Origin of the sequence: Agrobacterium tumefaciens, from assembly GCA_025560025.1 — a bacterium.
GTDB lineage: Bacteria > Pseudomonadota > Alphaproteobacteria > Rhizobiales > Rhizobiaceae > Agrobacterium.
On the sequence record CP048485.1, the window covers coordinates 660,639 to 681,530 of the forward strand.

Annotated in this window: 20 protein-coding genes; 9 read left to right on the forward strand and 11 right to left on the reverse strand. The window is 59.7% G+C overall.

Annotation, left to right across the window (positions count from 1 at the left end):
• The first annotated feature begins 126 nt into the window (after positions 1–126).
• Positions 127–1,047 (forward strand): cation diffusion facilitator family transporter, encoded by a 921-nt coding sequence (locus tag FY152_03250; protein ID UXS31153.1) that lies wholly within the window; start codon positions 127–129, stop codon positions 1,045–1,047.
• Positions 1,048–1,108: 61 nt separating this feature from the next.
• On the opposite strand, the gene FY152_03255 is transcribed toward FY152_03250, so the two are convergent.
• Positions 1,109–2,188 (reverse strand): PAS domain-containing protein, encoded by a 1,080-nt coding sequence (locus FY152_03255; protein UXS31154.1) that lies wholly within the window; start codon positions 2,186–2,188, stop codon positions 1,109–1,111.
• Between the two features lie 430 nt (positions 2,189–2,618).
• On the opposite strand from FY152_03255, the gene FY152_03260 reads away from it, so the two are divergent.
• Together FY152_03260 and FY152_03265 are read left to right on the forward strand one after the other, a co-directional pair.
• Positions 2,619–4,283, forward strand: a complete 1,665-nt coding sequence (locus FY152_03260) for an electron transfer flavoprotein-ubiquinone oxidoreductase (protein UXS31155.1) — start codon at positions 2,619–2,621, stop codon at positions 4,281–4,283.
• 432 nt (positions 4,284–4,715) lie between these two features.
• Positions 4,716–5,456, forward strand: coding sequence for a pentapeptide repeat-containing protein (locus FY152_03265; protein ID UXS31156.1), 741 nt, complete (start codon positions 4,716–4,718; stop codon positions 5,454–5,456).
• Between the two features lie 178 nt (positions 5,457–5,634).
• Here FY152_03265 and FY152_03270 read toward each other — a convergent pair whose 3' ends face one another.
• Positions 5,635–6,651: a zinc-binding alcohol dehydrogenase family protein gene (locus FY152_03270; protein UXS31157.1), complete on the reverse strand. Its 1,017-nt coding sequence runs from the start codon at positions 6,649–6,651 to the stop codon at positions 5,635–5,637.
• A 103-nt stretch (positions 6,652–6,754) separates the two neighbouring features.
• Between FY152_03270 and FY152_03275 the strand changes: the two genes are divergently transcribed.
• Both FY152_03275 and FY152_03280 read left to right on the forward strand, forming a co-directional pair.
• A complete protein-coding gene (locus tag FY152_03275; protein ID UXS31158.1) occupies positions 6,755–7,144 on the forward strand; it encodes a helix-turn-helix transcriptional regulator in 390 nt (129 codons plus the stop codon).
• A 120-nt stretch (positions 7,145–7,264) separates the two neighbouring features.
• Positions 7,265–8,101: an undecaprenyl-diphosphate phosphatase gene (locus tag FY152_03280; protein ID UXS31159.1), complete on the forward strand. Its 837-nt coding sequence runs from the start codon at positions 7,265–7,267 to the stop codon at positions 8,099–8,101.
• Positions 8,102–8,329: 228 nt separating this feature from the next.
• Here FY152_03280 and mgtE read toward each other — a convergent pair whose 3' ends face one another.
• Positions 8,330–9,706: a magnesium transporter gene (mgtE, locus tag FY152_03285; protein UXS31160.1), complete on the reverse strand. Its 1,377-nt coding sequence runs from the start codon at positions 9,704–9,706 to the stop codon at positions 8,330–8,332.
• Between the two features lie 282 nt (positions 9,707–9,988).
• A complete protein-coding gene (locus tag FY152_03290; GenBank protein ID UXS31161.1) occupies positions 9,989–11,233 on the reverse strand; it encodes an MFS transporter in 1,245 nt (414 codons plus the stop codon).
• Between the two features lie 233 nt (positions 11,234–11,466).
• On the opposite strand from FY152_03290, the gene FY152_03295 reads away from it, so the two are divergent.
• The 3 genes from FY152_03295 (at position 11,467) to FY152_03305 (ending at position 14,567) form a co-directional block, all read left to right on the forward strand.
• Positions 11,467–12,375, forward strand: coding sequence for a diacylglycerol kinase family lipid kinase (locus tag FY152_03295; GenBank protein UXS31162.1), 909 nt, complete (start codon positions 11,467–11,469; stop codon positions 12,373–12,375).
• Between the two features lie 289 nt (positions 12,376–12,664).
• Entirely contained in the window at positions 12,665–14,041 is a 1,377-nt protein-coding gene (locus tag FY152_03300; GenBank protein ID UXS31163.1) for an aspartate aminotransferase family protein, read from the forward strand.
• 55 nt (positions 14,042–14,096) lie between these two features.
• Positions 14,097–14,567 (forward strand): OsmC family protein, encoded by a 471-nt coding sequence (locus tag FY152_03305; GenBank protein ID UXS31164.1) that lies wholly within the window; start codon positions 14,097–14,099, stop codon positions 14,565–14,567.
• 3 nt (positions 14,568–14,570) lie between these two features.
• On the opposite strand, the gene FY152_03310 is transcribed toward FY152_03305, so the two are convergent.
• The 6 genes from FY152_03310 to FY152_03335 all read right to left on the reverse strand — a co-directional run bounded on the left by FY152_03310 (position 14,571) and on the right by FY152_03335 (position 18,443).
• A complete protein-coding gene (locus FY152_03310) occupies positions 14,571–14,960 on the reverse strand; it encodes a PIN domain nuclease (protein ID UXS31165.1) in 390 nt (129 codons plus the stop codon).
• On the reverse strand, positions 14,957–15,187 hold the full coding sequence (locus FY152_03315) for a type II toxin-antitoxin system VapB family antitoxin (protein ID UXS31166.1): 231 nt from the start codon (positions 15,185–15,187) through the stop codon (positions 14,957–14,959). Before FY152_03315 ends, FY152_03310 begins: the two co-directional genes overlap by 4 nt.
• Positions 15,188–15,253: 66 nt before the next feature.
• Entirely contained in the window at positions 15,254–16,759 is a 1,506-nt protein-coding gene (amn, locus tag FY152_03320; protein UXS31167.1) for an AMP nucleosidase, read from the reverse strand.
• Positions 16,760–17,046: 287 nt separating this feature from the next.
• Positions 17,047–17,229 carry a hypothetical protein gene (locus tag FY152_03325; protein UXS31168.1) on the reverse strand — a complete coding sequence of 61 codons (183 nt, stop codon included), beginning with the start codon at positions 17,227–17,229 and terminating at the stop codon, positions 17,047–17,049.
• 157 nt (positions 17,230–17,386) lie between these two features.
• Entirely contained in the window at positions 17,387–17,983 is a 597-nt protein-coding gene (locus FY152_03330) for a hypothetical protein (protein UXS31169.1), read from the reverse strand.
• Between the two features lie 121 nt (positions 17,984–18,104).
• Positions 18,105–18,443, reverse strand: coding sequence for a DUF2147 domain-containing protein (locus FY152_03335; protein ID UXS31170.1), 339 nt, complete (start codon positions 18,441–18,443; stop codon positions 18,105–18,107).
• Positions 18,444–19,040: 597 nt separating this feature from the next.
• Between FY152_03335 and FY152_03340 the strand changes: the two genes are divergently transcribed.
• Positions 19,041–19,307, forward strand: coding sequence for a sel1 repeat family protein (locus FY152_03340; GenBank protein ID UXS31171.1), 267 nt, complete (start codon positions 19,041–19,043; stop codon positions 19,305–19,307).
• Between the two features lie 446 nt (positions 19,308–19,753).
• Here the strand turns inward: FY152_03340 and FY152_03345 are convergent, their stop codons facing one another.
• Positions 19,754–20,866 (reverse strand): pyridoxal phosphate-dependent aminotransferase, encoded by a 1,113-nt coding sequence (locus FY152_03345; protein UXS31172.1) that lies wholly within the window; start codon positions 20,864–20,866, stop codon positions 19,754–19,756.
• Positions 20,867–20,892 lie beyond the last annotated feature (26 nt).

Here is a 20,892-nt window from a genome sequence, read left to right on the forward strand (position 1 = left end):
TGTTTGCAGCGGATCGTGATTTCGAACGGGATTTCAGGCTAAAATCGCTTGGATTTTTCGCTATCCCGCCCGGTCTGCCCTGTTTATAGGAAGGCAACGCCCGCTTTTGAAGGTCAAATACGCGCCATGACAGAACAATCTCTGCTAAAATTCTCCATCGCCGTCACGGTTCTTCTGGCCGCCTTCGGCATCGGCGCGGGCTTGTTCTCCGGCTCCTTCGCGGTGGTGTTCGACGGGGTTTATGCCCTGACCGATGCTTTCATGACGGTGCTGGCGCTGCTCGTGGCGCGGCTGATCGCCGTCTCTGCGGCTCCACGGCCGGGTGGCAGGCTGGCGGAGCGTTTCACCATGGGTTTCTGGCATCTGGAACCGATGGTGCTTGGCCTTAACGGCACGCTCTTGATGGGGGCTGCGATCTACGCCCTGATCAATGCCATCGACAGCCTGATGGATGGCGGCAGATCGATCGAGTTCGATTATGCCATCATCGTTACCTTTGTCAGCTTTGCGGTCTCGCTTGCCATGGCATGGTTCGTCAAACGCCAGAACCGCCGGCTGAAATCGGCTTTCGTGGCGCTGGACGCCAAAAGCTGGCTGATGAGCGCGCTCCTGAGCGTCGCGCTCTTCCTGGCCTTCGCCATCGGTTACGGGCTGACCGGGACAGGTCAGGCCTGGATCGCCCCCTATATCGACCCCGCCGTGCTGGCCCTGGTCTGCCTTGTCATCATCCCCATGCCGCTCGGCAATGTGAAACAGGCGCTCGCCGACATCCTTCTGGTGACGCCGCTGGAATTCAAGCAGCATGTGGACCGGGTGGCGGCGGAAACCGTCGAAAAATTCGGTTTCGCCTCGCATTATTCCTATGTTGCCCGTGTCGGCCGCGGCCGGCAGATTGAACTCTTCTTCATCGTGCCGAAGAACTGGCCGGCCCGTCGTCTGGAAGAATGGGACGCGATCCGTGACGAGATCGGCGACGCGCTCGGCGGCGAAAGCTCCGATCGGTGGCTGACGATTGTGTTTACGACGGATGAGGAATGGGCGGTTTGAAACCTGAAGCGGTGAAAATTTCGGCTGTGGCGCTATTGGCCCCTGGCCGCTTTCATTCTCGCTAGTCCTGTCTCAGCGCTTCGACTGGGGCGGATAATGAAAAGACCAGACCATCGGGCTCAAAAGCAAGCACGGCCTTGCCGCTGACATAGCTGGCAAGAGCCCTCTCTATCATGCGTGAGCCGAAACCTTTTCTCGTTGGTGCGATGACCGCCGGGCCTCCTCGTTCCTGCCAAACGAGATGAAGCCACTCTTTTTCTTCGACCACGCCGATGTCCCAGCGAATGGAGATATCTCCGGTCGCATTGGCGAGAGCGCCATATTTGACGGCATTGGTCGCCAGCTCATGAAAAGCGAGTGCGATGGCCAAGCCACTTTTGGGAGCAAGGACGACCTCCGGTCCGCTAATTTCCATTCGCCCGGCCGACTGCTCCTTCGCAGCCGTCTCAGCGACGGTTTTCAGGGTGGTCATGTCGTGATTGGGGCGCAGCAACAGGTCATGCGCACGGCCAAGTGCGGCCAGCCGGGCGAGAAAGGCGGGCTTTGCCACGGCCATCTCGTCGTCGTCTTTCAGGGTTTGGCTCGCAACCGATTGCACGAGAGCCAGAATGTTCTTGATTCTATGCGATAATTCGTTTCGCAGCAGAACCTGCTGCTCCTCGAATTCCTTCACATCGGTGATATCCCGGGAGATGGAGAGGATACTGTCGACCGAGCCATTATCATCGAAAATAGGGGAGACCTTGACGTCCCAGAAGCGGCGGTTTCCCTTCGCAGTATCCGCAAATCCGAGAAATCGCGAACTTCTGCCTTCTCGTGCCTCTTTAATGGCCGCGACCGCAGCGATATTGCCCTTTCCCTCCCAGAAATCCGGCCATCGGCAACCTTTTACGGCTTCGAAATCCTGTATCTCCATGACACGCTGCCCGCCCTCATTCATGAACTGAAGGGAGCCGTCCACGCCGATAATTTTTATGCAGTCGTCCGAGGCAGCCAATGCGGCATGGATAAATCGCTGGCTTTGATCGTTTGATGTTTGCGGCATTGAAAATCCACCTGAACCGAGAGCACCACATAAGCTCTGCTGAACAATTACTGGTGGCTTTGAAACAAACATAGTGGATGCGCTTTTAAATGCCAAGATGACCACATCTGGTGAAACAACAAGGAGTGGCCTTATCTTGCCAGTGAACTCTGGCCCGGATCGCCATGGCGGGCAGGATGATTGGGGGAGACTTTGCCCTTCGCCAGCTGAACTGTGCGTAATCCTGGAATGCTCGCTCTCTGCCAGCAACCACTGACAAGCTTGACGCACACATCAGCTGCACCTATTCTCTATCTTACGTGAACGTAAAAGTAATAAATTACTCATCAGGTTGTCTGACAATTAAGTGGCGTGCGACATGTTTTGCCGCTATAGAAGCTCGACAAAGGCGTCCTGCTTTGCGAAGACAGGCGCTGGTGAATGAGGTGTCGCGGATGGCTTTTGACCGGCGCAACCAATGCGGCGAAGATGCCAAAAAGCGGATATAACAACAGCCGGATGGGACCGGCGATGCGGAGAGGACAAGATGACGGAAGCGATGGAACTGCCCGAACGCGAAGCGATGGAATTCGACGTTGTGATTGTCGGCGCGGGTCCTGCGGGTCTTGCCGCCGCGATCCGCCTGAAGCAGGTGGAGCCGGAGCTTTCGGTTGTCGTTCTCGAAAAGGGCGCGGAAGTCGGCGCGCATATTCTCTCCGGCGCCGTGGTTGATCCCATCGGCATAGACAGGCTGCTGCCCGGCTGGCGGGAAGAGGAGGGGCATCCCTTCAAGACCGAGGTCAAGGACGACCAGTTCATGTTCCTGGGCCCGGCCGGCTCCATCCGCCTGCCGAATTTCATGATGCCGCCGTTGATGAACAATCACGGCAATTACATCGTTTCGCTTGGCCTCGTCTGTCGCTGGCTGGCGGAAAAGGCGGAAGCGCTCGGCGTCGAGATCTATCCGGGCTTTGCCGCCACCGAAGTGCTTTATAATGACGAGGGCGCGGTGATCGGTGTCGCCACCGGCGACATGGGCATCGAGAAGAACGGCGAACCGGGTCCGGCCTTCACCCGCGGCATGGAGCTGCACGGCAAATATGTGCTGATCGGCGAGGGTGTGCGTGGCTCGCTCGCCAAGCAGCTGATTTCCAAATTCGAGCTTTCCAGAGATCGCGAGCCGCAGAAATTCGGCATCGGCATCAAGGAGCTGTGGCAGGTCAAGCCGGAACACCACAAACAGGGCCTCGTGCAGCATTCCTTCGGCTGGCCGCTCGGTTTCAAGACCGGCGGCGGTTCCTTCCTCTACCATCTCGAGGATAATCTGGTCGCCGTCGGCTTCGTCGTCCATCTCAATTACAAGAACCCCTATCTTTATCCTTTCGAGGAATTCCAGCGCTTCAAGACGCATCCGGCCATCCGCGATACTTTCGAGGGCGGCAAGCGCATTTCCTACGGCGCACGCGCCATCACCGAGGGCGGTTACCAGTCGGTGCCGAAGCTGACATTCCCCGGCGGCGCGCTGATCGGCTGTTCCGCCGGTTTCGTCAACGTGCCGCGCATCAAGGGCAGCCATAATGCGGTCTTGTCGGGCATGCTGGCGGCGGAAAAGATCGCCGCGGCGATTGCCGCCGGCCGTGCCCATGACGAGGTGGCGGAAATCGAGGCCGAATGGCGTGACGGCGATATCGGCAAGGACCTGAAGCGGGTGCGCAACGTCAAGCCGCTGTGGTCTAAATTCGGCACGCTCATCGGTGTCGGCCTTGGCGGTCTCGACATGTGGACGAACCAGCTGTTCGGCTTCTCCTTCTTCGGCACGCTGAAGCATGGCAAGACGGATGCCGAAAGCCTCGAACCGGCCTCGAAACACAAGCCGATCGCCTATCCGAAACCCGATGGCGTTCTGACCTTCGACCGCCTGTCCTCGGTGTTCCTGTCCTCCACCAACCATGAGGAGGATCAGCCGGTGCATCTTCAGGTGAAGGACATGGCGTTGCAGAAGCGCTCCGAACACGACGTCTATGCCGGGCCCTCGACACGTTATTGTCCAGCCGGCGTCTACGAATGGGTGGAGAAGGATGGCGAGGAAACCTACGTCATCAACGCCCAGAACTGCGTGCACTGCAAGACCTGCGACATCAAGGATCCCAACCAGAACATCAACTGGGTGCCGCCGCAGGGCGGCGAGGGGCCGGTTTACGCCAATATGTGATGGCGATTACGGCTGAAGCCTTCTCCTCCGTCATGTTCGGGCCTGTCCCGAGCATCTGTAACGGATTGGTTTTTCGATACGTGAGTGGATCCTCGGGACAGGCCCGAGGATGACGTCGAGCGTGGGAAGACCGCTCGCAATCACTCTCGACCGTTATTTGCGGAACGAGCAAGTCTTTGATTGCAGGGACTTATTTCCCAGGGCGCAGACGCGCCCTGACTGGACGCCGGGTCAAGCCCGGCTTGACGAGATGTGGTATCCACAGCCCTGTTGCCCCCTGTCTATTTGTGGATTGCTCTTCGATTTCTTACATATAGGATGTTGGGGTGTTGCATGGTCGTGTGGCCCATGGATTGTGGTTCGGCGATGCGGTAACGCCTTCAATATGCATATGGTCCTAGGTCCGTCGCCCGGCGACAGGGAGTTACGAGAATGTCCGGCTTTCAAAGGCTGAATATCGTGCGGAAGACAAGGTTTGGTGCCGCTCTGGCGGCAGGCGTCGTCGTCATCGTCTCATTGAGCGGCGGTCCGCTGGTGGCTGCCAGCTGCCGCACCGATGCCATGGCCGGCATCGACTGGCGTGAATGCAACAAGCGCCTTCTGATGCTGGGCGGCAGCAATCTCGATTCGGCGATGCTTTACGGCACGGATTTTACCTATACCGATTTGCGTGGATCGTCGCTGAAGGGCGCCAATCTCGAGAAAGCCAAGCTCATCCGCACGGCATTGGGGGAAGCGAACCTGCAGGGCGCCAATCTGACCAAGGTTGAGGCCTATCGCAGCGATTTTACCGCCGCCGATGCGACCAATGCCAAGTTCATCAATGCCGAAATGCAGCGGACCAAATTCGAGAATACCAAGCTCGACGGTACGGATTTCACCAAGGCCGAACTCGGGCGGGCCGATTTCGAGGGCGCGACGCTGAACGGCTCGAAATTCTCCCTCACCAACCTGTCACGCGCCCGCTTCGGCGGGGCAAAACTCGGCGGCCCAGTGGATTTCACCAGCGCCTTCCTGCTTCTGACAAGGATCGAAGGGCTCGATCTCTCCACGGCAACCGGCCTCGACCAGAAACAGATCGATATTGCCTGCGGTGACGCCAAGACCAAATTGCCGAACGGCCTGACCGCACCCGCCTCCTGGCCGTGCCCGGAAGAGCCGGACGACGACTGAAGGCATTCCGGCCCATTCATTGCAGTTGGGTTGCCGCAGCCGTATAGATGCGCTGCCCTTAGCCCGGCCGGGAGAGTTTGACCTGGCAAGGGGATCAGCTGGGGCTTCGAAAGAAGCAGAAGGGTTTCTCCCGCCCTCCCAGCACCAGGCCGATCCGCCTGCCGGATGCGCGGGAAGCTTAAAAGCCCGAAAGCACGATCTTGCCCTTGGCCTTGTTGCTTTCGATCAGCGCATGCGCCTTGATCAGATTTGCGGCATTGATGGTGCCAAAAACCTCCGTCAGCGTCGTCTTGATCTTGCCGGCATCGACCAGTGCGGCAACGTGGTTGAGCAGCTTATGCTGTTCGATCATGTCGGGTGTTTCAAAAACCGCGCGGGCGAACATCATTTCCCAATGGATCGACACGCATTTGCGCTTGAAAGCCATGACATCGAAACCGCCGGCGGGGTCGTCAATCAGTGCGAAACGGCCCTGTGGCGCGATGGCCGCCACGCTGTCGGCGGCATGGATGTCGCTATGGGTGGTGGAGAAGACGAAGCCCGGCGCACCGAGACCGAGCGCCTCCACCTGCGGAGCGATCGGCTTGCTGTGGTCGATGACGTGATGCGCGCCGAGTTCCTTCACCCACGCAATCGTCTCAGGCCGTGAGGCGGTGGCAATGACGGTCAGATCGGTCAGCGCCCGCAGGAGCTGGACGGCGATGGAGCCCACACCACCGGCGCCACCGATCACCAGAACGGCGTTAGCGGCACCCGGAACCGGTTCCTTCACCCGCAGCCGGTCGAACAGCGTTTCATAAGCGGTGATCGCGGTCAGCGGCAGGGCTGCTGCTTCCTCGAAATTCAGCGATTTCGGCTTGGCGCCGACGATGCGCTCGTCGACCAGATGGAATTCGCTATTGGAGCCGGGGCGGTTGATGACACCGGCATAAAACACCTCGTCGCCGGGCTTGAACAGCGAAACCTTGTCGCCGACGGCCTTCACCACACCCGCCGCGTCGAAACCGAGCACGCGAGCCGCGCCGTTTTCCGGAGCCTGATTTCGGCGCACCTTGGTATCGACCGGGTTTACCGAAACGGCCTTCACCTCCACCAGAATATCGTGCCCCTTCGCCTCCGGCTGGGGCAGGTCGATATCGACAAGGGCTTCTTTTGCGGTGATTGGCTGGTTCGTCCTGTAACCGATGGCGCGCATGAACAGTCTCCTTTGCTTGTTTGCGTGCCTCTTACTTGATACATATGAACATCGATCGCAAGAATGCACATTTTGTGATGATACATACAAAAAGGATACTGTGATGTCGCGACCGCGCGCCAAACTGACCGGCAACTTTCCCGGCTGCCCGGTGGAATCGGCCTTAAGTTTCCTCGATGGAAAATGGAAGGGCGTGATCCTTTATCACCTCATCAATGAGGGCACGCTGCGCTTCAACGAGCTGCGCCGCCATATTCCCAGCGTCACCCAGCGCATGCTGACGAAGCAGCTGCGCGAGCTGGAAGAGGCGGGCCTGATTTCGCGCACCGTCTTTCCGGTGGTGCCGCCGCGCGTGGATTATGCGCTGACACCGCTTGGCGAGACCATGCGGCCGGTAATCTCGGCGCTGAAAGTCTGGGGCGACGCCCATGTCGTCTGCAAGAACGGCGCGAAATATACCCAGCTTCCGCAGGCTGCGGAGAAGGCGGCCTGAAAAATCACGGGTAAAACCACGCCTGCGCTTGAGGGTTGCGGATGGTGCAATGCAACACGGATTTGCCCCGATTGATGCATAATGCTGCCATCGTGATTCGCAGCAGGGACATCAAAGCACATGAGCATGGGTTGGATGGAGGCCGGATTCCTCGGCCTTTTGCAAGGACTTACGGAATTTCTTCCGATTTCTTCAAGCGCGCATCTGCGGATCGCCGGGGAGTTTTTGCCCTCCGGTACGGATCCGGGTGCCGCCTTCACCGCGATTACCCAAATCGGCACGGAAATGGCCGTGCTGGTTTACTTCTGGTCCGACATCATGCGGATCGCCGCCGCCTGGCTGCGGCAGAACCTTCGCCTCGGCCCCTATGACAAGGCCGATGCCCGGCTGGGCTGGCTGATCATCGTCGGTTCGGTGCCGATCGTCTTTCTCGGCCTGTTCTTCAAGGATGCCATCGAGCATTCGCTGCGCAACCTCTATATCACCGCCGTGATGCTGATCGTCTTCGGCATCGTTCTCGGCATCGCCGACAGGATTGGTGAAAAGCGTTACAAGCTGAACCAGCTGATCTGGCGCGACGGTATCCTGTTCGGTTTCGCGCAGGCCATGGCGCTTATCCCGGGCGTCTCGCGCTCCGGCGGCACCATCAGCGCCGGCCTGCTTTTGGGCTATACCCGCGAGGCGGCAGCGCGTTATTCCTTCCTGCTCGCCGTTCCCGCCGTCTTCGGCTCCGGTTTCTACCAGCTCTTCAAGAGCATCGGCGAGGATAATCCGGTCGGCTGGGGACCGACGGGACTTGCAACCCTGATCGCCTTCATCGTCGGTTATGCGGTGATTGTCGTGTTCCTCAAGCTGGTCTCGACCAAAAGCTACATGCCCTTCGTCTGGTACCGCGTGGTCATCGGCTTCATCCTGCTGGGGCTCCTGGGAACGGGTGTTATCAGCGCCGGCGGGTGAGGGGCTTTCCAGGAACCATGCTTTTGGCAAAGTTGCATCATCCGCACGCCGTCACCCCGGACTAGATCCGGGGTCCAGCGCGATCAAGTCATTGAGCGCAAAAGACTCTTCTCACGGCGCAGACGCGCCGTGGCTGGATGCCGGATCAAGTCCGGCATGACGGAGGAGAGATTATGACGTGCCGCGAAATGTAGAAGGCCCGCTTTTTCCGAGCGGGCCTTTCGTCTTTTAGAGCAATGTGCCGCTCAGGATCACCAGCGCCACCGAGAAGTAGATGACGAGGCCGCTGACATCCACCAGCGTGGCGACGAACGGGGCCGATGCGCTGGCGGGGTCAAGCCGCAGGCGCTGCAGCACGAAGGGCAGCATGGAGCCGGCGAGCGAACCGAAGGTGACGATGCCGACAAGCGCCGCAAAGACGGTGGCGCCCACCAGCAGCCAGTGCTCGCCATAGTCATAAAAGCCCGCCTGCTGCCAGACCGTCAGACGCAGGAAACCGATGGCGCCCAGAATGCAGCCAAGCGTCAGGCCCGTCGGGATTTCCCGCAGTAACACCCGCCACCAGTCGGAAAGCTTCAGCTCGCCGAGCGCCAGCGCCCGGATGATGAGCGAGGTGGCTTGCGAACCGGAGTTGCCGCCCGACGACATGATGAGCGGAATGAACAGCGTCAGCACCACGGCCTTTTCCAGCTCACCTTCAAAATGCTGCATGGCGCTGGCCGTCAGCATTTCACCGAGGAAGAGTGCGGCGAGCCAGCCGGCGCGCTTGCGGATCATGTCCGGAAAACCGATCGTCATATAGGGCTTGCCCAGCGCTTCCATACCGCCGAACTTGTGGGCGTCTTCCGTGGTGTCTGCGATCATCGTGTCGATCACGTCGTCAACGGTGACGATGCCGAGAATATGCGAACGGTCATCGACGACGGGCAGCGCCAGAAGGTCGTGCTTGCGGATCAGCCGGGCGACATCCTCCTGCGACATCAGGGGGCTGGCGCAGACGATGCCTTCCTTCGATGCGACGGAGAGGATGGAAGCGCCGGGTTCACCCGTCACCAGGCGACGCAGCGTCACGACGGTGGAGAGCGTTCCGTCCTGAGCCAGCACATAGATGGCATAGACCGTTTCACGCGACCGCTCGACGACGCGGATGTGCGAAAGGGTCTGTTCCACCGTCCAGTCATCAGGCACGCTGACGAATTCCGTGGTCATGATCGAGCCGGCGGTGCGCGGCGGATAACCCATCAGATGTTTGATGGAGAGAGCCGTCGTGCGGTCCAGCCGGGAAAAGAGCTTTGCGCGCGGCTCTTCTTCCATTTCCGCCATGACGTCGGCCACCCGGTCGTCAGACATCAGATTGACGAAGCGGGCGGCCTGTTCGACAGGAATATGGGCGATGATGGCGGCTGCGCCATGCAGTTCCGGCCGGTCGAGAATGGCGACGGCCTTTGCCTGCGGCATGGCGAGAAGGGCGGTTGCGGCTTCGCTGACATCGAGCGTGTTCAGGTGCTCGACGCGTTCGGCGATGGTGGTGGAGGAACCGGCGTTTCCGCTACGAAGAAGACGTGCGGCCTTGCTGGCCCTCTGGGAGAGGTTGTGGAAGTTCATGATTGCTCACCTTTCCGTCGATTCGCCGATAGCGGCGAACGCGGTGGTGAGCCGACAGTGGTCGGATCAGTTCACGTTCGCCGGTCTCGGCAAAGGCAATCGACTGCTACTGTCGCTAGACATCCAATGATGCTCCGTTGAAATCCGCGCCGTGCTGGTTGGCGTGCGCGTAAGGCCGTGTTGCGCCTGAAACCGAAAAGAGTCAAGCACCCGATTATGAAATTTCCGCAAGGTTCTGCACCGTGGCGAGGGGCGGCGATGCAGGCTGTAAAAAAGGCGACTTCAAGCCGCCTTTTCGCGCCGTTCGACGGTGACGGAAACGAGGAAAACACCAAGCCCGAGAAGGGAAAGAACCGCGCCGACATAACCTGTCGACGCATAGCCATAGCCCATGGCGATGACGAGGCCGCCAAGCCAGGCGCCGAGCGCATTGGCGATGTTGAAGGCCGAATGGTTGGAGGCGGCGGCAAGCGTCTGTGCATCTTGCGCCACATCCATCAGCCGCGTCTGCACCGCCGGACAGGCGGCAAAACCGCAGCCGATCAGGAACACGCAGAGGCACAGCATGAAAGGATCATGCGCCGTCATGCCGAACACGGTCATGACCAGTACGTTAAAGGCGAGCATGCCGCCGATCGTGCCATTGAGCGAGATATCGGCCAGCCGCGAGCCGACCACATTGCCGACATTCATGCCGATGCCGAACAGCGCCAGCACCATGGAGACGGTGGAAACCGGCATCATCGCCACATCGGTGGTGGTCTTGGCGATATAGCTGAACACCGAGAACATGCCGCCGAAACCGACGGACGCGATGGCAAGCGTCAGCCAAACCTGTACGCGGCGGAAAGCGCCGAGTTCGCGCCAGACACTCGCCCCTTCCTCCACCCGGTCACGCGGCTGGAAGAACCAGAGCAGGGCCACCGTCAGAAGCGCAATGCCGCCCACCAGCATGAAGGCCGCGCGCCAGGACAGCAGCTGGCCGAAGAAGGTGGCAAGCGGCGTGCCGAGCAGCGTGGCGACGGTGAGGCCGAGCATGACACGGCCGACGGCGCGGGCGCGCTTGTGGATCGGCGCCATGGACGCCGCCACCAGCGCCGCAACGCCGAAATAGGCGCCATGCGGCAGGCCGGTGATGAAGCGCAGAATGGTGAAGCTCAGGAAGTCAGGTGCAATGGCGCTTAAGATGTTGCCGGCCGCAAACAGCCCCATCAGGCCAAGGAGCAAAGCGCGCCGCGTCATGCGTGCCGCAAGGACGGCGATGATCGGTGCGCCGATGACGACACCCAGCGCATAGGCCGTGATCACGTAGCCCGCCTGCGGCACCGTTACGCCATAGGTCGTGGCGACATCGGGCAGCAGGCCCATGATGGCGAATTCGCCGGTGCCGATGCCGAAGCCGCCGGCGGCAAGCGCCAGTTCAATCAGGGCGATGGCAAGCGGGGAAAGGGCCACAGCCGGGGCAGCCGTGTAAACGGTTTCATTCTCCGCATCAGCGCGGACTTCGGAAATTTTCGACTGGCTCATTGTGACCTGAGGAGGGGAGGGCCCCACAGAAAAAAGGGCAAGACCGTATGGGAGCGGTCTGCCCTGACTGGAGATGCGCGGTCATGAAAATGACCTTAAGTCATCCCTAACATGAAATGATGCGTTGCGGTAGAGCGATTCTCGGCAAAAGAGCATCTTCACGCGATGGTGTTTGGAACCCTATATAAGCCCAGGCATTTACGCGCGGCTGCCTTACCGGATCAGGTTGGAACATGAAGCTCATTGCAATTTTCAATCGTGACGGCGGCACCTTTCGCACCACGGATATGGATGCCTATTGCGACCACGCCCGCGAGGTCTTTTCCCGCGCAGGGCATGAGATCGACTGCCGTCTCGTATCAGGCAGGGACATTGTCGAAGAAATGGAGCGTGCCGCCGAGGAGTCGGGCATCGAAGGCATCATTGCCGGCGGCGGCGACGGCACCATTTCGGCGGCCGCCGGTATAGCCTGGAAACAGGGCATTGTGCTCGGCATTGTGCCCGCCGGCACGATGAACCTGTTTGCCCGCTCGCTGAAGCTGCCGCTCGATATCCGCCAGTCTCTGGAGACGCTGGCGAATGGCGAGGTCGCCAGTGTCGACATTGCCAGCGCCAATGGCAGGCTTTTCGTCCACCAGTTCTCCGCGGGCCTGCATTCGCGCATGGTGCGCTACCGCAACAATCTCGCTTTCGCCTCGCGTCTCGGCAAGATCAAGGCGAGCATCCGCGCCGCCATCAGCGTCATTCTCAATCCACCGGTCTTCGAGGTGGAATATACCGTCAACGGCGAAACGCAACATCGCAAGGTGTCGGCTATTTCCGTCTCCAACAATGAGTTCGGCCAGAATTCACTGCTGGTGGCGGATAGCGTGTCGGGCGGCCATCTCGGTTTTTACCTCACCGATCCGCTGCCTCCCTCTGGTGTCGCAAAGCTCGTTTTCGACATTCTGCGTGGCAGGTTGAAGGAAAACGCCGCCGTAACGGCCATGACCGTGACGGATGTGGAGTTGCATTTCCCGAAGAAGCGCCATGATGTGCGCTGCGTCATCGACGGCGAATTGCTGCCGATGGAGCGGGATGTGGCGCTGGAGGTTCACGCCGGCGAATTGAAGGTGCTGGTGGGCCGGGCGTTTTTCGCATAGCGCGAACGGCGTACGTTTGGATTGGGAGCGCGCCGCTTGTTTCTTCTCCCCGCCGGGGAGAAGTCCGCGGCAGCGGGATGAGGGGGCGAGCTCTCCGTATACCGCTAGCGTTGCCCCCCATCCGACCCTTGGGGCTACCTTCTCCCCGGCGGGGAGAAGAAACAAGGGGCGATGTCGCGCCCTCAATACCCCCTAAAAAACGCCAGTCTTGCCAAATCGAAGCCGCCCGGCCATGTTCGGCGGGCGCGGCAGCGTGAGCGCCGTCGCCTTTATGGGAGTGCGATCTGTCATGAATGAAGTCTCCAAGCCGATGTCCAATCTCGCCGCCATCGATGCCGCCCATCACCTTCACCCCTTTTCCGACATGAGCAAGCTGAATGCCGCCGGCACCCGCATCATCGAGCGCGCGGAAGGGGTGTTCATCTATGACAGCACCGGCAAGAAATATCTCGACGCCTTTGCCGGCCTCTGGTGCGTGAATATCGGTTACGGACGCCGTGAGATCGCCGATGTCGTGCAGCGCCAGATGAACGAGCTACCCTATTACAACGCGTTTTTCGGCACTACCACGCCGCCCGCGACACTTCTCGCGCAGAAGATTGCCTCGCGCGCCGGGCCGAAGATGAACCATGTCTTCTTCACCAATTCCGGTTCGGAAGCCACCGACACCTGGTTCCGCATGGCGCGCGTCTACTGGAAGGCGCTCGGCCATCCGACGAAGACCAAGGTGATTGCCCGCCGCAACGGCTATCACGGCTCGACGGTGGCGGGTGCTTCACTCGGCGGCATGAAATGGATGCATGAGCAGGGGAACCTGCCGATCGAGGGCGTGGCCCATATTGGCCAGCCCTATTGGTATGCCGAGGGCGGCGATCTTTCGCCGGCCGAATTCGGACTGAAGGTGGCGCGCGAACTGGAAGCGAAGATCGATGAACTCGGCGAGGAAAATGTCGCCGCTTTCGTAGCCGAACCCATTCAGGGCGCCGGCGGTGTCATCGTGCCGCCGGAAGCCTACTGGCCGGAAATCGCCCGCATCTGCAAGGCGCGCAACATCCTGCTGGTGTCGGATGAGGTGATCTGCGGTTTCGGCCGTCTCGGCTCCTGGTTCGGTTATCAGCATTTCGGCGTGGAGCCGGATTTTGCCCCCGTCGCCAAGGGCCTGTCATCAGGCTATCTGCCAATTGGCGGCGTCATCGTCTCGGATCGGGTGGCGGAGGTGATGTTGTCTGAGGTCGGCGACTTCAACCACGGCTTTACCTATTCGGGCCACCCCGTCTGCGCCGCCGCTGCGCTGGAAAACCTCCGCATCATCGAGGAGGAGGGACTGGTGGAACGGGTGCGCGACGATATCGGCCCTTATTTTTCCGAGGGCTGGAAAAGCCTGACGGATCACGAACTGGTCGGCGAGGCGGTGAATGTCGGCCTGATGGGCGGCCTGCAGATAACGGCCGACAAGGAGACGCGCCGGCGTTTCGCCAAGCCGGACGACATCGGAACCGCCGTGCGCAACCATTGCCTGGCAAACGGCCTTGTGATGCGCGCCACCGGCGACCGCATGCTGGCCTCACCGGCGCTAACGATCAGCCGCTCGGAAATGGATGAGGTCATAGAAACGCTGCGCAAGGGGCTAGACCACCTGCGCGATACGCGGGAGCATTTCCAGTAAAAGTGCGTGGCGGTTTTACTGGAAATGCGACGAAAAACTCTTAGGGAGGACTAAAATGGCAGGCCAGGAACATCATTACGCCGTTCAGGTGAAATGGACGGGCAATCGCGGCAAGGGGACTTCGGGTTATCGCGACTATGAACGCGACTACACGATTTCCACTTCGGGAAAGGCTGACATCGCCGGCTCCTCCGACCCCGCCTTCCGCGGCGATCCCGCCCGCTGGAACCCGGAAGACCTGCTGGTCGCCTCTCTCTCGGCCTGCCACAAGCTCTGGTACCTGCATTTCTGCTCGGTCAATGGCATCATCGTCGAAGACTATGTCGATAATGCCGAAGGCACGCTGGTGATGGAAAAGGATGGCGCGGGGCAATTCAGCGAAGTGGTGCTGAAACCGGTCATCACCATTTCGAAAGGCGATCCGGCCAGAGCGGATGAGTTGCACCATGATGCACACGAGAAATGCTTCATCGCACGCTCGGTGAATTTTCCCATCCGCGTGGAGGGGACGGTGAAGGTGGTTTGAGGCTCATGCCAGTCGCAGACCGAGATGATCGGCCATCGGCTGAAAGTCTCGGTCGTTTTGCAACAGCTTGTGCCCGTGCTCGATACAGTAGGTACCGATAATGAGGTCGTTGCTTTTTCTCATGGTATAGCCGCGCTCCCGCAGGAAGCGGTAGTTGGCGGCGGCCTTGATGGCGAGCTGGGGCGACATCATCGCGACGCAGGGAAATTCGCCCAGCATCTGCTCAAGGCGGCGCGCATGATGACCGTCACGCGCGCCTCTAAGCACCTCAAGAAGAATGATATCGCCGATCAGAATTTCGCCCTGCGCCATCAAGGCGCGAAACTTGGCGGAGAGGGTAGGCGCGTCTTTTCGAATAAATGAAATCCAGGCAGAGCTATCTGCTACGATCATTTGGCGTTCTTCACATCCCAGTCCGTCTCAGCGTCCCAATCCGTCCGCATTTCGTCCAGATCGCCTTCCCAGCCCATGCCCTGCAACGCATCGAGGGCACGCATCTGACGATGAATACGCACAAGATCGCGCAACGCCTTTTCCACCGTTGCCTTTTTTGTCGAAAGGCCCGTGATTTCCATCGCCTCGGCGAGCAAGGCGTCATCGAGTTCAATGTTGGTACGCATCGAAAAATCCTTGGTGTATCGATTTTCGAAACAATACACCAAGGACGCTTTCTGCGATATCTGTTTTTACTGGAACGCCGTCTCGTAAAAGCTTCTGAGCTTGCGCGAATGCAGCGTTTCCGTCGGCATGGCGGCAAGCTTCTGCACGGCGCGGATGCCGATTTGCAGATGCTGGGCGACCTGGGTGCGGTAGAACTCCGTCGCCATGCCGGGCAGTTTCAATTCGCCATGCAACGGCTTGTCGGAGACGCAGAGCAGGGTGCCGTAGGGCACGCGGAAGCGGAAGCCGTTGGCGGCGATGGTGGCCGATTCCATGTCGAGTGCTATGGCGCGCGATTGCGACAGGCGTTTGACGGGACCGGCCTGATCGCGAAGTTCCCAGTTGCGGTTGTCGATGGTGGCGACGGTGCCGGTGCGCATGATGCGCTTCAACTCGAAGCCTTCGTAACCGGTGACTTCCGCAACAGCGCCTTCCAGCGCCAGCTGCACTTCGGCCAGCGCCGGGATCGGCACCCAGACCGGCAGGTCGTCGTCGAGAACGTGGTCCTCACGCACATAGGCATGCGCCAGAACATAATCGCCCAGTCGCTGGCTGTTGCGCAGCCCAGCGCAATGGCCGACCATCAGCCAGGCATGCGGGCGCAGCACGGCGATATGGTCGGTGATCGTCTTGGCGTTGGAAGGGCCGACGCCGATATTGACCAGCGTGATGCCGGCATGGCCCTTTTTCTTCAGGTGATAGGCGGGCATCTGCGGCAGGCGGGCCAGCACGGCGTCCGTTTCCGGCTTGTCGGAGCCGGCCGGGGTGACGATGTTGCCGGGCTCCACGAAGGCGGTGTAACCCTCGCCGCCATTCTTCATCAACTGACGCGCCCATGCGGCGAATTCATCGATATAGAACTGGTAGTTGGTGAACAGCACGAAGTTCTGGAAATGGCTGGCGCTGGTCGCCGTATAGTGGCTGAGACGGGCCAGCGAATAATCGATGCGCTGCGCGGTAAAGGGCGCAAGCGGTGCCGGTTCGCCGGGTACCTGATCATATTCGCCATTGGCGATGAGATCGTCGGTGTTGTTGAGATCGGGCGTATCGAACAGATCGCGCAGCGGCACGTCAGACAGCGAGGAGGCCGCCGCCGCCTCGACATAAGCGCCTTCGCCGAAAGCGAAATGCAGCGGAATGGGCGTGGCCGATTCCGACACCGTGACCGGAACGCCGTGGTTCTTCATCAGAAGCCCCAGCTGTTCCTTGAGATAATGGCGGAAAAGCTCCGGCCGGGTGATCGTCGTTGTATAGACGCCGGGGGCGGTGACATGGCCGTAGGAGAGACGCGAATCGACATGGCCGAAGGTTGCGGTCTCAAGGCTGACCTGCGGATAGCAGGCGCGATAGCGGCCGGCAATCGGCGCGCCCTTGGCCAGTTCGGTGAAGGAATTGATCAGGAACGCCGTATTGCGTTCGTAAAGCGCGTTCAAAGCCGCCACGGCTTCTTTCGGGTCCGTGAATGTCTGCGGCGCGAAAGGCTCAGGAGTGACGAAGGTGAGGGGCGGAATCGTTGGTTTTGCTATTGTCATGGCCCATTATAAGAGGGCAATTTCGACAGGCAAGCGACAGAAATACGAAGAAACTGAAAAGAAACGGAAAATACGGCCGGGGTGAGGGTGGGGTGACGGAATTTCAGCCGAGCGCGCCGCGTTGCAGGCTCATCAGAAGCACGAAACCGGCGCCCTTGGATGCCGGGCGGGGATCGGCCTTGTAAACCGCAAGTCCCGCCACCGGGCCGAGAAAGATCGATGCCATCAGCACCAGCCGCAGAGCGGAGAACAGGCCGTTTGAAAAGCTGTTGATCATCGGCCGGTCCTCAAAGTACGACGGGGCAATTGGCGGCGGGCGCCGGGCTGTGCTGGCAGGCGATGGCCGCGCCGGCATTCACCCGCTGGAAACTGCGGTTGGGATTGACGACGAGCGAAGCGAAGGACATGGCGAAGATCGCCATGAGAAACGCGAAGATTGCCAGCCGGCTGATCAGCTTTGCCATGTCCATTCCCCTTTATTGGAGTTGATGGACAGAGTTTTGCCATAGTCGGACTGAACGGACCCTGAGAACCCGGTTCATATGGCATTCAGGGAGGTTAACGGGGTACGCTGCGGGTCAATTGAAGCTTTCGATGGCTTCGGAGCGTGCACATCCACCTGTCGAATCATGCCGGAGAGGCGCTGGCACGCTCGACAAATTCGGTGACAAGGCTGTCGAGCGCGGCGGGGTTTTCAATATTGACAAGCGGCATGCCAAGTTGCCGCGCCGATGCCAGCATCTCGGCATTTTCGCGCAGCGAGCGTTCGATGAAGGCATCCATGATCCGGCGCTGGCCGCTCGTCGCGTCGTTGTATCGTGCCTGCGAGCGCATTCTCTCCAGAAGAAAGTTGTTCTCGGCATGGAGAAAGACACCGGCGGTCGCCTCGCCAAGAAGGGGCGTGACGAATTCCGGCCGCAGGGCCGCGCCCTCGAAAACGGCTTGATGGCCGGTGCGCGCTTTGCTGTCGATCAGCCCGCGGATCAGCGGCCAGATATTCTGGTGGTGGACCTTCAGAAACCAATGGATCGTTTCTGCCGATAGCTGTGTGTAATATTCCTCCACAGGCGCCGGTATGCCGGGCCAGGGCCGTCCCGGGTGGCGCGCGAGACTATCGGTCGATATTGCCTCGCACCCAAGCTTTGCGCCCAACAGATCGGCAAGGGTGCTTTTGCCGACATGTGAAGTGCCCGAGATCAGGATCGTGGAAAGGGTGGGTCGCATGCGTCGATCTTAATCGTGTTCGGCGGGACCGCAACGATACATCAACGGATAGGTCCATTCCCCGCCACATCCGCCTGCGACGGCAGGCGAGCTTTCAAAGGCTCACCCGCCGTGCCTGATTTTACAGCCGCGTCCAGGTCTGCGACTTGCACAGTATCTTCAGAACGCAACCCTTCATGCTCAGCGAATTGCCGGAAACGGTGCCGGAGCCGCTATAGGTCTTGTCATTGGCCGGGTCGGTAATATCACCGGCATAGCTGTTTCCCTTGCCGGAAAGCTTGCCGATCTGTTTTCCGGCATGTTTGCCGGTCTTCAGCGTCACGCAAAAAGCCGCGCCGCAGGGACCGATTGCGGCTGTCTCGCCGCTTGCCGTCTTCCAGTTGCCTTCAATGGGCTCGGCCGCAAAGGCAAGGTTGCCACCCATCATCAGGGCGGCGGCAATCATCATTACACGCTTCATAAAAACTCCTCCCGAAATTCGCGCCGCTTCCCTGAACCGTGTCAGGGACCAATGCGCAGATCCAAACCCTTTGGCATGCCATGCGCCATCCATGATGCACGGCCGCCCGGTGGCGCAACGATTGCTCGCTACGCCTGCTTTGTCCTTTGCCTGTTTCATCCTCATGACAGGCAGGCGGATGTTATTTTACGTTCACGTAAAAGGAAACAGAAATTTGCGGTCTTTATGGGGCCTCAGCACCCGCTGAAGGAGCGGAAAAGCGGGAAATCCAAAAATCGTTGTTTTGATCGTGGTGAATGAAGGGTTGAAATCCAATTCTGAAGTTTTCGTAAAATTCGTCGCAAAGTCCTTAATTTCCGCACCTTGCGATATTTAACAAAAAACCAATTTTACCAATCGTTTGCAGTTTGTTTGCGTCACATTAATCATGCCTTTTAAGCGCCCGTTGAAGGCCTCATGGCATATTCAACTCATCAAAAGCGCAGGGAAAACCTGCCGGCCGGAAGGACAAAAAAGCCGCATAAGACGGCAGGTTCGAACGGTAGCCTCGGCAAGAAGGCAATTGATGAAACAGGCGAGAAGACAGGGATTAAAACGATGGCACGCTTTGAAATTCGCGATATCGAAATGGCAGTTGCCGGTGGCGAAACCCGCGCCGACACCCTTTGCAATCTCGGCCTGGTCTATGCGACCGGGCGGGGATGCAAGGTGGATCTGGTTGCGGCCCACAAATGGCTCAACATCGCCGCGATCCGCGGATCGGAAAGAGCCGCTTCGTTGCGTGCCGATCTTGCCCGCAACATGACCAAGGCGGAACTGGCCGAAGCGCTGCGTGCCGCCCGCGACTGGATGACGATGCACTGACACACCCGCATCCGCGATAGAATTTCCGGTCCGGTTCCCTCCAGTCCCGATGACCGGTGCAAACGAAAGTAAACCCGAAGGGGAATGCGGCGAGGGCTTCTGAACAGAAGCTTTTGCGCTGACACATCAAACCGCGACCGGCAGGAACAAGGCCGGCGCGGTTTTCTTATGTTTGGCGATGTCTTTTGCTGGAAATGATTCGCGGGCAGGGGCTTGCGGGCGGATTTTGAATCGCATTCGCATCATATGGCAATTAGCTGGAGCCGGTACGGCAGTCTGCTTGGTTGTTTGAGTCCAAAACACTTCTCTCCCGTCATTCCGGCCTTGAGCCGGAATCCAGCCAGCCCAAGTCTTTGGGCTGAAAGGACTCTCTCCGCCGCGCAGACGCGCGTCGACTGGATTCCGGCTCAGGGCCGGAATGACGGAAGCGAGGGATGTCGCCCGCCTCACCCAATCGCCTTGATGACCTTCGGCAACGCCTGCTCAAAGAGATCGAGCTTGTCATCCGGTCCCACACTCACACGAATGCAGCGATTGAGCGGGGCGATGCCCGGCATGCGGATGAACACGCCATGCTCCATCAATCCATCGACGATGGCGCGCGCATAAGCACCGTCGCGGCGGCAATCGATGGTGACGAAATTGGTGGCCGAGGGGAGCGGCGAAAACCCGTTATCGCGGGCAATCGCGGCAATACGCTCGCGGGCGTTTGAGATTTTTCCGACGACGTCATGCAGATAGGCCTGGTCCTTCAGCGCCGCCAATGCGCCTGCGACGGAAATACGCGCCATGCCGAAATGATTGCGGATCTTGTCGAAGGCTTCGACATTGCCGAGCGTGCCGATGGCATAACCCACGCGGGCGCCGGCCAGCCCATAGGCCTTCGAGAAAGTGCGCATGCGCAGGATGTTCGGCTGGCCGATCAGCGCGTCTATGGCCGGCACGGCGCTTGCGGGTGCGGTCTCGCAATAGGCTTCGTCCAGAATGAGCAGGCAGGTTTCCGGCAACGCCCGGGCAAAGGCGACGACCTCGCTTGCCTCCCACCAGCTTCCCATCGGATTGTCGGGATTGGCGAAATAGACCAGCGGCGCATTTTCCCGGATAACGAGATCGAGAAGCCCGTCGAGATCCTCGTGATCGTCGACATAGGGTGTGGTGACGAGTTTTCCGCCAAACCCGTTCACGTGGTAATTGAAGGTGGGATAACCGCCGAGCGACGTGACCACCGGCGTTCCTGGCTCGACGATCAGCCTGGCGATCTCACCCAGCAACCCATCGACACCGCCGCCGATCGCGATATTGCCGCGCGCAACGCCGTGGTGGATGGCCAGCGCCTCCTTCAACTCGAAATTTTCCGGATCGCTATACATCCAGGTATCGGCGGCCGCATCGCGCATGGCCAGAAGCACGGAAGGGGCGGGGCCGAAGCCGCTTTCATTGGCGCCGATCCGTGCTTCCACCTTCAGGCCACGGTTCCGCTCGATGGCTTCAGGGCCGACGAAAGGAACGGTTGAGGGGAGCGAGACGGCAAGCGGCGTAAGGCGTGAGAAAGCGGACATTGGCTGAGAGTTCCGGTACCTGTTTT